At 50.4% G+C, this 12,187-nt stretch carries 10 protein-coding genes; 9 read left to right on the forward strand and 1 reads right to left on the reverse strand.

Annotated elements, in window-relative coordinates; all coding sequences use genetic code 11:
• Positions 1–404: 404 nt before the first annotated feature.
• The 7 genes from HP570_RS23880 to cysC are packed head-to-tail and all read left to right on the forward strand — an operon-like array spanning position 405 to position 7,148.
• The gene (locus tag HP570_RS23880) at positions 405–1,217 is read left to right on the forward strand and encodes a sirohydrochlorin chelatase (RefSeq protein ID WP_173627392.1); all 813 of its coding nucleotides are present in this window, start codon (positions 405–407) and stop codon (positions 1,215–1,217) included.
• Positions 1,183–2,799, forward strand: coding sequence for a nitrite/sulfite reductase (locus tag HP570_RS23885; protein ID WP_173627393.1), 1,617 nt, complete (start codon positions 1,183–1,185; stop codon positions 2,797–2,799). Before HP570_RS23880 ends, HP570_RS23885 begins: the two co-directional genes overlap by 35 nt.
• Before the next feature lie 37 nt (positions 2,800–2,836).
• A complete protein-coding gene (locus HP570_RS23890; RefSeq protein ID WP_173627394.1) occupies positions 2,837–3,076 on the forward strand; it encodes a DUF3906 family protein in 240 nt (79 codons plus the stop codon).
• Between the two features lie 55 nt (positions 3,077–3,131).
• Positions 3,132–4,610: a uroporphyrinogen-III C-methyltransferase gene (gene cobA / locus HP570_RS23895; RefSeq protein ID WP_173627395.1), complete on the forward strand. Its 1,479-nt coding sequence runs from the start codon at positions 3,132–3,134 to the stop codon at positions 4,608–4,610.
• Positions 4,607–5,323 carry a phosphoadenylyl-sulfate reductase gene (locus HP570_RS23900; RefSeq protein WP_142497809.1) on the forward strand — a complete coding sequence of 239 codons (717 nt, stop codon included), beginning with the start codon at positions 4,607–4,609 and terminating at the stop codon, positions 5,321–5,323. Before cobA ends, HP570_RS23900 begins: the two co-directional genes overlap by 4 nt.
• A 40-nt stretch (positions 5,324–5,363) precedes the next feature.
• Positions 5,364–6,503, forward strand: coding sequence for a sulfate adenylyltransferase (gene sat / locus HP570_RS23905; RefSeq protein ID WP_173627396.1), 1,140 nt, complete (start codon positions 5,364–5,366; stop codon positions 6,501–6,503).
• A gap of 39 nt (positions 6,504–6,542) precedes the next feature.
• On the forward strand, positions 6,543–7,148 hold the full coding sequence (gene cysC, locus HP570_RS23910; RefSeq protein WP_173627397.1) for an adenylyl-sulfate kinase: 606 nt from the start codon (positions 6,543–6,545) through the stop codon (positions 7,146–7,148).
• A 66-nt stretch (positions 7,149–7,214) separates the two neighbouring features.
• On the opposite strand, the gene HP570_RS23915 is transcribed toward cysC, so the two are convergent.
• The gene (locus tag HP570_RS23915) at positions 7,215–8,489 is read right to left on the reverse strand and encodes a hypothetical protein (protein WP_173627398.1); all 1,275 of its coding nucleotides are present in this window, start codon (positions 8,487–8,489) and stop codon (positions 7,215–7,217) included.
• A gap of 170 nt (positions 8,490–8,659) precedes the next feature.
• Here HP570_RS23915 and HP570_RS23920 point away from each other — a divergent pair, with 170 nt between their 5' ends.
• Complete coding sequence (locus HP570_RS23920) at positions 8,660–11,662, forward strand: DNA translocase FtsK (protein ID WP_173627479.1); 3,003 nt, start codon at positions 8,660–8,662, stop codon at positions 11,660–11,662.
• Between the two features lie 111 nt (positions 11,663–11,773).
• Positions 11,774–12,169 carry a hypothetical protein gene (locus HP570_RS23925; protein WP_173606985.1) on the forward strand — a complete coding sequence of 132 codons (396 nt, stop codon included), beginning with the start codon at positions 11,774–11,776 and terminating at the stop codon, positions 12,167–12,169.
• The last annotated feature ends 18 nt before the right edge of the window (positions 12,170–12,187 follow it).

Genomic DNA, 12,187 nt, shown 5'->3' on the forward strand with positions numbered 1-12,187 from the left:
TTAGGCCTGACAGCTTTTTTCTTCTCCATTTTGTATCACTTTCATAATGTTTAAAAAGCTGCGTAGGAAGAAGTTCATTTCCAGTCCAAGCGCCTCTGGAGCCCGACCAAGCGTAGGAATAAATGGCGGGGAATTTAAGCTTCGCTTATGAAATCCTTCTTCGAAACTTCGACGTTCGAAGCGCTCCCGCCATTTATTCCGAAGCGGACAGTCAATCCCCCTAGCGGGGCGTAGGCCGAAGCGTAGACTGGAAATGAACTTCTTCCCCCCACAACAGCAACTCCCCAAACCACTATGTTCAAGTGAAATATGATTTTGTTATTGACGAGGCAATCCATCCCAATTATAATTCCGAGTAAACATATATGAATTACAAAAATAAGGTTGGATAAAGGGGTTATCCGATGGCGAAAACAGCGGTTTTGGTAATTGCTCACGGTTCACCCGATCCTGACTGGTTGGCGTTGGTGGAATCAGCCGTATGGCAGTGCCTCACTGATTTGCCAATTCGGGTAGCTTACTTGGGAGGAGTGGAAGGACGAAGCATCAGCGATGAAGTGAATCGTCTGGAAGCATCAGGAGCCACAACAATTGTCGTCGTTCCCCTATTCGCCACGGCAGGAAGCAATCACGTAGGGGAAATCCGCGCGATGCTTGGACTAGACCCATGGCCTACAGGAGAGACAGACCTGATTCGAGTTCCGGTTCAGGCAAGAATTCTCTGGTGTCCGCCATTGGAGGATCACGGAAACGTCGAGCAGATCGTGGCAGAGCGAATCGCAGGTCTATCGCGTATGCCTAGTCGGGAGGCTTTGTTGCTCGTCGGGCACGGCAGTGACTTGCCTGGATGTCATGAGCGCTGGGAAAAGCTGCTCTTGCGTCTGACATTCCGCTTGCAAAACCGCTATGCATTTGCTGCTGCCGGATATGCGACACTGAGGCCCGATACACTGTACGAACAAGCCTATTCACTGGCACAAAAAGGGGATGTCCTCGTGCTGCCTTTGTTCGTCAGCCAGGGCTACTTCACGCGACAAGCAATCCCGAAACGGCTGGCGGGCTTGGCTTATCGCTATGAGGGCAGTGCGTACTTGCCCCATCCACTGATTGCGGACTGGATGAGCCAATCGATTCGAATGGCATTGGTAACGGACACCTTTACACAAAGGAGCATGTACGAGCATGGCAGAGAGAAAGCAGTGGAAGTGGGCTGCTGATCCATCCCTCAACAAAATGGAGTTTACGAAGCTGGAAAAAGACGGACTGGATGTCATCGAAACGATCGTAAACACCTATTCAAAAGAAGGGTTTGCATCGATTGAATCTTCTGACATGGATCGGTTTAAATGGGCGGGCGTCTATCAGCAGCGGCCAAAGGACGGATACTTCATGATGCGTGTGCGCATACCTGGAGGCATTTTGATCAGTGAACAAGCGCGGGTGCTCGCCAACATCGCAGAAGATTATGGACGTAATCTGGTGGATGTCACCACGCGTCAGGCCGTGCAATTTCACTGGCTCACGGTAGAATCACTCGCTGACATTTTTGAACGGCTCTCATCAGTCGGACTCTCCTCTTTTGAAGCATGTGGAGACTGCCCGCGGCAAATCATGGGGAACCCACTGGCAGGAATTGATCCGTATGAAGTGCTGGATACGCGTCCTATCGTAGCCGAGTTAGAAAAATTTTTCTTGCTCAATCGCGACTTCTCCAATCTGCCACGCAAGTACAAAATATCGGTTTCTGCCAACATCCATAACGCCGCGCATGCGCAAATCAACGACCTAGCTTTCACTCCAGCCCAAAAAGTCATAGCTGGCGAGGAAGTGATCGGCTTTCATGTATGGGTAGGTGGCGGCTTGTCAGCGAAGCCATACTTGGCGAAGCAACTCAATGTTTTCGTGCGACCAGAAGAGGTCGTCAAAGTAGCGGCAGGAGTTACGACGCTGTTCCGCGATTTCGGCTACCGTCAAAAACGTACGCATGCACGTCTTAAGTTCTTGGTCGCTGACTGGGGACCGGAAAAGTTCAAGGAGCAATTACTAGAGCTGGTAGGCGAGCTTGAGCCCCATGGTATCGATTTAACCTCGGGCTGGAATGGCGGATATTTTTACGGCATTCACGAGCAGCGCCAAGCAGGACGATACTACGCAGGCTTGTCTGTTCCTGTTGGGCGGATGAATGCAGGGGAGCTAAATGAGCTTGCCCGTCTGGCGGACGAATATGGCGATGGGACGATTGGTACCTGTAACACGCAAAATGTCCTGATACGCAACATTCCCGAAGCGAAGGTAGCAGCTTTCCGCCATGAGCCAATGATTGTGAACCGTTTCAAATTGCAGCCCACTACGTTTGTCGGGTATGCCGTATCGTGCACAGGTACGGAATTTTGCAATCTGGCAATCGTGGAGACCAAGGAGCGGATGCGTTCGCTGGCTCAATATTTGGATGCTACGGTTGTTCTCGAAACGCCGCTGCGCATTCATATGATTGGTTGCCCGAATTCTTGCGGTCAGCGCCAAATTGCGGATATCGGCCTGCAAGGTGCATTGGTCAAGACACCAAACGGGATGGTTGAGGCGTTTGACATCTACGTAGGCGGGACACTGGAGGAACCACAATTCAACCGCAAGCTCAACGCGCGGATTACTGTGGACAGACTCGGTCCCTTCCTTGCCCAATTGATCACACTGTACAAGGCGGATCGTCAGGAAGGAGAACCATACTGGTGCTACGTGGAGCGGGTAGGACTTTCCCATATCCAAGCACAGGTAGACTCCATCCTGCAACCAGCCTAATACTCGTGCGGTAGGGCTAGATTACGGGAGGAATGTTATGGCAGAGGAACATGCAGAGAGCTACCTTTACAAGCTGGAAGCCGTGCTAGAGGAAGGGCGGTTACTGACAGTTGTGGTGATCGCCCAAACGGATGCGCGAGCCTTCTCTTCCGCCGAGAACAATCTTTTGCGACATACGATAGCGCCACCTCGTATCCGAGAGCTGAGCTTGGTGGAAAAGAAGCCGCTCGGACGCCAAGGAGTCGGGTTCGTAGTGGAAACCTCAACGTTTGCTTAAAACGGCCAAGACTCTTCCTGTGAAGGAACAATGCAGCAAGGAGGACGGATTCACAATGAACACAGGCAGAGTCGTTTTTGTCGGAGCAGGGCCTGGTGACCCAAAGCTGCTGACGATTCGCGGCATGGAGTCGCTTCGTCTTGCGGATGTGATTGTGTATGATCGTCTAGCAAACCCGCAGTTTCTCTCGTACGCAAAAAAGGGAGCCACCCTCATCTATTGCGGGAAAGAGGCCGATCATCATACATTGCCGCAAGAAGAGATCAACCTTCTGCTCATCCGGGAAGCCCAAAAAGGGAAATACGTCGTTCGTCTGAAAGGCGGCGATCCGAGCATGTTCGGGCGGGTAGGAGAGGAAGCGCAGATGTGCCGCGACTATTCTATTCCGTTTGAGATCGTCCCAGGGATTACTTCCGGGATGGCGGCTCCGCTCTACGCAGGTATTCCGCTGACGCATCGTGACTACAACTCTTCCGTCGCTTTTGTCACCGGTCACCTGTGTGAAAAAAATGCAGGAAAGGAGCCGGACTGGGCAGCCCTCGCTTCGATGGAAACGTTGGTCATCTACATGGGTGTGAAAAATCTGCCTCGCATCAGGGAGCGCCTTCTTGCGCATGGAAAAGACGCCCATACACCCGTTGCTCTCGTGCGCTGGGGGACGGTGCGTGAGCAGGAGACGTTGATCGGCAAGCTTGGGACGATAGATAAGGAAGTCGAGCAGGCCTGTTTTGCCGCACCTGCCATCATTATCATAGGTGAGGTCGTCCGTCTGCGGGAATCGCTGAACTGGTACGAATCACGCCCCTTGTTCGGTCAACGGGTAGCCGTTGCAAGAAGAGTGAGCGATGAAGGAAATAGCGAGCTCGTGATTGCCTTGGAGCAGTTGGGCGCCGAAGTCATGCCGATTCCTTTGGTCGAGCACTGCACGTTTGACACACCATTGACGGAGCTTGCCACTTATCGTTGGCTCGTGTTCGAGGATGAGCAGCAAGTATCCTTTTTTACTTCTGCCTTGCGACAACAGCGCTATGATGTACGGCGCTTGACGAGCAAGCTGGCTGTTTGTGGACAACGGGCTTCTGAGGCTTTCGAGAAACAGGGGATTTATCCGGACTTGATGCTGGATGAAAATACATCTCTGCTGGCACTCCCTGACCTGCTTGCCTTGGAAAAAGAAGAGCAAGTGCTTTACGCAGGGGAGCGGAAGCCGCAAAAAATCACGCTGGACCACGGCAAGGCGATTCACGTGATCCAAGCCGGCACGCTCGTATGGGATGGGAAGGATCTTCGTGCGAAAAAGGATGGATGCTCATTTGACTCGCTAGCGACGGATGATGTCTATACGCTGTCAGCGCTGGCGCAATTCGCTGGCGATGCCTGGTCAAAGACACCGATTGTATGTGTCGGAAAGGAAACAGCAGTTGCAGCGAGAGAAATGGGCTGGCAATCCGTAAGCAGTCATGAAGATCACGCGATCAATATAAACGAGCTGAAGGATGATCGTACGCTGAATGATCAAGGAGGGGGCACATGAGCCAACTGAATTTTGCGTCAGCGACAGAGGAACAACTCGCTTCTATCAATAATCATCTCGCAAAGGGCGACACCATAGACGTCATCAAATGGGCATACAAGACGTTTTCGGATGATTTGATTTATTCGTGTAGCTTTGGGGCCGAAGCCATGGTGCTGCTCGATATGATCAGCGATGTGAAAAAGGATGCCAAGGTCACCTTTTTGGATACCAATCTCCATTTTTTCGAGACGTACAGCTTGATTGAGCGGGTGAGAGCGAGGTATCCCGCGCTGAGGATAACGGTCAAGCAGCCGGACATCACGCTGGCCCAGCAGGCAGACCTCCATGGCGAAGAATTGTGGAGTAGGCAGCCGGATATGTGCTGCCATATCCGCAAGGTACAGCCGATGGAAGATGTGCTGACCGGAGCGGTTGCATGGATGTCAGGACTACGCAGAGAGCAGTCTGCCACGAGAGCGAATGTCGGGTTTATCAACCGCGATGAAAAATTCCAGTCACTAAAAATTTGCCCGCTCATCCATTGGAAGTCGGAAGAAGTGTGGCAATACATCCGAGCATTTGAATTGCCGTACAATCCGCTTCACGACCAGAGCTATCCGAGCATCGGCTGCGCTCCTTGTACACGTCCTGTAAAAGAGGGCGAGGATTCGAGGGCAGGACGCTGGGCGCAAGCAGGGAAAACGGAATGCGGCCTGCATCTCGCAAGGTAGCGAAAGAGAAGAACAAACCAAGGATAGGAGGGGCTTTTGTATGAGTGGGAAACCTCACGGGGGAGAGCTGGTAAACCGTTTTGATCCACAGGCAGACCTGTCGGTGACTACGCATGAGGTGGAGATAGATGCATTTGCACTCGCAGATCTGGAGTTAATCGGGATTGGGGGCTATAGTCCGCTTACCGGATTTTTGAATCGGGAGGATTATATATCCGTCGTTGAGCAGATGCGGCTGGCAGATGGTACCGTTTGGAGCATTCCAATTACACTTCCGGTCTCGACCACTGTCGCAGGAGCCTTGCAGATCAAAGACAAGGTGCGGTTGAGCCATCAAGGCTCGGTCTACGGCATTCTTGAAATCACTGATATTTATTCACCTGACAAGGAGAGAGAAGCCCGGCTCGTCTATGGCACCGACGATACGAATCATCCTGGGGTGAAAAAGCTGCTGGAGCGTCCCGCTGTTTATTTGGCTGGCCCGATTACGTTGGTAGAGCGCACCGAAAAAGGGCGTTTTTCCAGCTATCACTTCGATCCGGCACAAACGAGAGAAAGATTTGCCGAGAAGGGCTGGAAAACGATTGTCGGCTTTCAGACACGCAACCCAGTCCACCGTGCGCATGAATACATCCAGAAGTCAGCTCTCGAAATCGTCGATGGTCTGTTTTTGAATCCTCTTGTGGGCGAAACGAAGGCAGATGACATCCCTGCTGATGTGCGGATGAACAGTTATCAGGTATTGCTGGAAAAATACTATCCGGCTACCCGGGTAGAGTTGGCTGTTTTCCCGGCTGCCATGCGTTATGCGGGACCACGGGAAGCGATTTTTCATGCTTTGGTGAGGAAAAATTACGGCTGCACACATTTTATTGTAGGTCGGGACCACGCTGGTGTTGGCAACTACTACGGGACGTACGATGCCCAGCATATTTTCCGCCAATTCCAGCCGGAGGAGCTAGGGATTACGCCATTATTTTTCGAGAACAGCTTTTATTGCAAGAGCTGCGGAAACATGGCCTCTACCAAAACGTGTCCGCATGATAGCGAGCATCATGTCGCGCTGTCCGGGACGAAGGTGAGGGAAATGCTGTCGCGCGGAGAGGCTCCACCACCTGAATTTAGCCGTCCTGAGGTTGCGCGGGTATTGATCGAAGGGCTGCGACCTGTGTCCGTTTAATCGGCGAGAAGAAAGCGGTTGATAGAGAGGAGAGAGACGATGAGTAGAGAGGGCACCGCGAATATCGTATGGCATCCGACGACGATAACCAAACAAGACCGTCAGAAGCGTGCAGGCCACAAAAGCTGTGTCTTATGGTTTACGGGGCTGTCTGGTGCTGGCAAATCGTCGTTGGCCAATGCAGTCGAACACGAACTGCATCAAAGAGGGCTAGCCAGTTACGTGCTGGATGGTGACAATATACGCCACGGCTTAAACCGCGGATTGGGGTTTGGGGCAGAGGACAGACAAGAAAATATTCGCCGAATTGGCGAGGTCGCGAAGCTATTCGTGGACGCAGGCGTGATTACCTTGACCGCGTTTATCTCTCCGTATCGGGAAGACCGGGAGCTTGCGCGTAATCTGGTAGAGGCGGGAGAATTCATCGAGGTATATGTAAAGTGTTCATTGGATGAGTGTGAGCGCCGGGATGTGAAGGGACTGTACCGAAAAGCGAGAAGTGGAGAGATTGGTCAGTTTACGGGGATTTCAGCACCGTATGAAGAGCCTCTTCGAGCGGAGTTGGTCATTGAGAGCGACAAGCAGACGATTGAAGAATCTGTCCAGATAGTCCTTACATACCTGGAAGAGCTCAAGATTCTCTAGTTCTATGGATAGGTAAAAAAAAGCACGACGCGAGAGGCGCCGTGCTTTTCTTCGTGAGGAAAAATATTACTTCGTAGTGGTCGCTGGTTCTTCAGCTTCCAGATCCTCAGCCCATTCTTCCATCCATTTTTGTTGATCAACCATGTTTTCAGCGATTGGACGAACAAAGCCTTTGTCGCTAAAGCTGTTGATTGCTTTTTCATCTTTCACCAGCTGTTCTACAGTCAGACTAGCATCTTTTGCTGGCGCACTGAACTTGGTTGCTTTTCCGAAGTTGTATGCATATTGATCAGCAGACAGACCAATTGTTACAGGTTGCTTCATTTCTGGCGCTTGGAAAGTTACGCTCAGATCGCTTGTTTGTTTTACAGGCATTTTGTTGCTGTCGATGTAGAAGTCGAGGTTCCAAGCGAGCTTGTGGAAGCCTTCTTTTTTCATTTCTTCTACGATTTTTTCAGGTGTGTATGCTTTACCTGTTTCTTCCAGCCATTTTTTCGCTTCAGCCATGCCTTCGTTTACCATTGCTTCTGCATTTGCACGCTTCTCAGCTTCTGTGGTTTTCTTGCCCATTTCCGGATACAGATCTTCTGTCATGGAAGTGGTCAGTACCATCATATCGATCGCAAAATCTTTAACTTCTTTGCTAGCTACTGCATCGTTAGCTGTGAAGAAGAACATTTTTACCAGTTCTTTTGCGTCGATTTTTACAGTTACATGAGTTGCTTCTACTTTATTACCGTTTGGCAATGTAACGGATTGTTTGCCATGGTTTTTCGCGTCTGCCAATGTATAGCCATATTTACTTACATACTTTTTCACAAAGTTGAAAGTAAGGTCGTTCATTTTGTCTTGGTATTCTTTCAGCTTCGCAGCGTTAGCAGCATCGGAGCCGCCAAACTCAGCCATGAAAGGATTGGAAGCGTTCGAATCGATTACCAAGTACTTGCTGTCCAGTGGAGACTTCACGTAGACTTTATCCTCGTCAACGATGGTTTCAACAGATGCTTTTTTGTCACCTGTCCAGAGCTTGTTGTCGCGCAGGAGCTTGTCGTCTTTTACTTCCACTTCAAACTTCACAGTGTCCAGATCCAGCTGGGAGCCTTTTACTGTTACGCCTGCTTTCAAAGCGGACAACAATGCTTGCCCTTCTTTGTCAACCGGTTCTCCGAATGCTTCAGGCAATTTCTCAACGTCGCCTGTCAGCTTCAAAGTGCCTTCAAAATCATAGTTAGGCTTGTCAATTGTCGCTACGATAGAATCACGCACCAGGGATGCCTCTCCTGCACAACCGGTCAGCAGTACTGTACCTGCTACCAGAAGGGCGCTACCTTTTTTCCACATGATGTGTTCCTCCCCTATGTATATTATTTTTTTATTCCCCCTTTGTTCTACGCACAAATAGAGAAAAGGTTTCGCAAAAACGGAAAAAAATCACAATCCGGCTAATTCTGCCTCATTTTCGTGGTAAAATGAAGGGGAGAAGATGGTTAGTGAAGAAAGGGCGTTGCAACATGTGGTCGTGGCTTCAAAAGCTGATGAACTTTTTTCAGGGAGAAAGAGAAGAAGAAATAGAGGAAGAAGGCCGTCCAGCAGGTACCGGTAACCAAGCAGGTAATCCCGTTCCCCGTCAGCCTCAGCCTCAGGCGAGAACAAAAAGCATATACCCAAAAGAACGGGTAGACACTCGAGATATAGAAGACAATGTGCGTCAAAGAAGAGAGCGTCAATTTCGTTTTCCAGTTGTCCCGGATGACTATTTGGAGAAGAAGCGCAATCGTAGCGAGAATCCTGCCGAATCGAATGATCGCAGTCGCCAGCAGGCACCTCGTGAGCGATTCGAGCCCAAGCGTGAAACGATGCGACCAGTAAATGATCGCGGGTTGGAAGCAAAGACAGAGCCCGTTTTCGAGAAAAAGAAGCCTGAGCTTGTTAAAAACAACATCGAGATACCACAGCGTCCAAATCGTGCGCCGCAAAAAGAAGCGGAAAAAGTAACGAGACCCGTTTTTTCTACAGAAGAAAAGCGTGCCTACCAGCCGTCTGAAATCGTTTCTCCTGTTTATGGGAAAATAACCCCGGCGACGCGTGAGGCAGAGCATCGGATTCATACGACTGCGGGAATCATTTATCCGCGTCAGGAGCAAGAAGAGCATTTGCAGCAGATGAAGCAGTGGGAACAAGAGATCAGCGAGCGATATTTTCCAGAGGAGCAAGAGTCTGCTTCTTTTGAGCAAAATGAACCGCAGCATGTTGTTGTTGCGAATGATTCTGTACATAACGAAGAAGAAAATACTGTTGCAATGACTGTCGTGGCAGAAGCTCTTGATTCAGAACGAGAGGTTGCTGCTTCCGTACAAGTGGAAGAGACAGTAGTAGAAGAAATAGAAGAAAAAACGCTGGTGGATACGGAGTTGTTGCTAGCTACGGATCTGCAAGATTCTGATGCTGATTCTGATGCATTCGAGCCAAAAGCCGACGAGACGGTGGCTGAAGTGCATGAGAATGAAGAGCCACAAATAGAAGTGAGCGAACTCGCAGAACCAATGGCGAGCGTGGATGCGGAAGAAGAGGTATCGGAGTCTCAAGCGATGGAAGAGCGAGAGCGACTAGCCGATGAGGAAGCCGAGCATAGACTGATTCCTACACTTAGTGCGGTTGTGCAGGTGGAGAGCGAGAATGATGGCGATACCGTGCAGTCTCCTTCCGTGGGGGGGGAGAATCAAGCAGTCGATACGGAGCTAGAGAGCGATGATGTCGAAGAGCCTGCCTATGCATCTGCTATCAGCCGTTTGCTAGAGAGAGCAGAAATAGATTCACCACAGGAGCTCAGTTCAGCAGGAGCGGGTTCCGAAGGTACGCCGGAGCAAACAGAACCAGCAGAACCAAGTGAGCCTGAATCTATTGCTCAACCAATTGTGGAATCCGTTGTGGAACCGATTGAAGAACCAGTTGCAGAAACCGTACCTGAAACCGTACCAGTCCCTGCTTCATCCGTTACACAGTCCGTGAACCTGTCTCAGGCAGCCAAGTCGATGCAGCCTGCGTCAGCTCCGGTAAAAGACTCGTCCAATGAAGCGGACCAAGGAGCAGAGCCCGCACAGCCGCCATACGCCTTGCCGGATTTGGGACTGCTGAATCCGAGCCCACCGGTCAGTGATGACGACGATGAGCATACGCAAATTCAAAAGCTATTATTGGAAGAGACGCTCGTGAATTTCAATGTCAGCGCTCAAGTAGTAGGGATTGTCAAAGGCCCATCCGTGACACGCTTTGAGTTGCAACCGGCTCCGGGCGTAAAAGTGAACAAGATTACAGGATTGGTTGACGATATCAAGCTGAATTTGGCTGCCAAAGATATTCGTATCGAGGCACCGATTCCAGGACGCAATGCCATCGGAATCGAAGTCCCGAATATGTCCAGCCAACCTGTACTAATCGAGAAGATTATCAGTTCAGACAAGTTTCAGGAGCATTCCTCTCCGTTGGCAGTCGCACTTGGTATGGACATCGGCGGTGAGCCGATTATTGCGGATATTAAAAAGATGCCGCACGGTTTGATTGCCGGCTCGACAGGCTCGGGTAAAAGTGTCTGCATCAACTCGATCATCGTCAGTCTGCTGTACAAAGCGACTCCTGAGCAGGTGCGATTGCTCTTGATCGACCCGAAAATGGTAGAGCTCGCCCCTTATAATCATTTGCCGCATCTGGTTACGCCTGTCGTGACAGAGGCCAAGCAGGCAACGGCATCTCTTAAGTGGGCTGTGGAAGAAATGGAGAAGCGCTATGCGTTATTCGTAGATGCGGGTGTTCGCGATATTGACCGCTACAATCAGACGACAGATGATCAGCTTCCTTATATCGTGATCGTCATCGATGAGTTGGCTGACCTGATGATGGTTTCGCCGCAGGATGTGGAGGATTGCATTATCCGGATCGCTCAGAAGGCACGTGCTTGCGGTATTCATTTGCTTTTGGCGACACAGCGCCCATCCGTGGATGTCATTACCGGAAACATCAAGGCAAACGTACCGACTCGTCTGGCTTTCGCCGTGTTCTCCCAAGTTGATTCGCGTACGATTCTCGATCAATCTGGGGCAGAACGACTGTTGGGTAGAGGGGACATGCTGTTTCTTGAGAGCGGTACGACTCCGGTTCGTCTGCAAGGGAACTTCGTCTCGGATGACGAGATCGAGCGAATCACGCACATGATCAAAAAGCAAAGAAAGCCTGCGTACATTTTCAGCAAAGAAGATTTGGAGCAGCAGGTTGCATCATTTGACAGCGGAGATGATCCGTTGTATCTGGAAGCCCTTGTGTTCGTAGCCGACCAGGGTCAAGCTTCTGCATCTGGATTGCAACGCCGTTTCCGCGTCGGATATAACCGTGCTGCCCGTCTCATCGAAATGATGGAGGCAGATGGGTACGTCGCAGGACAAAGCGGCGGTAAGGCTCGCGCCGTCCTTATTTCCAAGGAGGACGCCCAAGCCGTAGTGGAGGGATCGACTCTCCTGTAAAATACGAGGGTCTTGCATGGAGCAAGGCCCTTTCTACACGGACGAGTTGCCTAAATATTCAGTAAGGTAGTATGCTATAAAATAGATGTGAAATGGAAAGGAACGATGACGATGAATCCGCTGGCGAAAAAGTATCAGGAAATTGACGACAAAGTTGTCTTGTTCAATGAAGAGTATTATTTGAGCGTGGAGAAAATCGACATTACCGCATTGACGCTGGAAAAAAGGGAGTCGCTCTTTAACCAGCTGTACGATTTCGACAGTCCGGACATGGAACTGGAGATCGATGTCTCCGAGGAAGACAAGGGCGTTTGGTACCTGCAATTGCTCGTGCCGCATGTACTGACACTGCCTGAGGCTGCCAAAAGACGCATCGAAAATGGAACCAATCAACTCACCCAGCATTTGAGTGAGCAGGCAGATGGGCTAGTAAGGACGCAATTGCTTGGGGAAGAAATTTATACTTATGTGAAACGGTACAATCCGGATTTGGAAAGTATTGCCTAATAAAAAACATCCATCTAT

Source organism: Brevibacillus sp. RS1.1 (assembly GCF_013284365.1).
In the GTDB taxonomy this organism is placed as follows: domain Bacteria; phylum Bacillota; class Bacilli; order Brevibacillales; family Brevibacillaceae; genus Brevibacillus; species Brevibacillus brevis_D.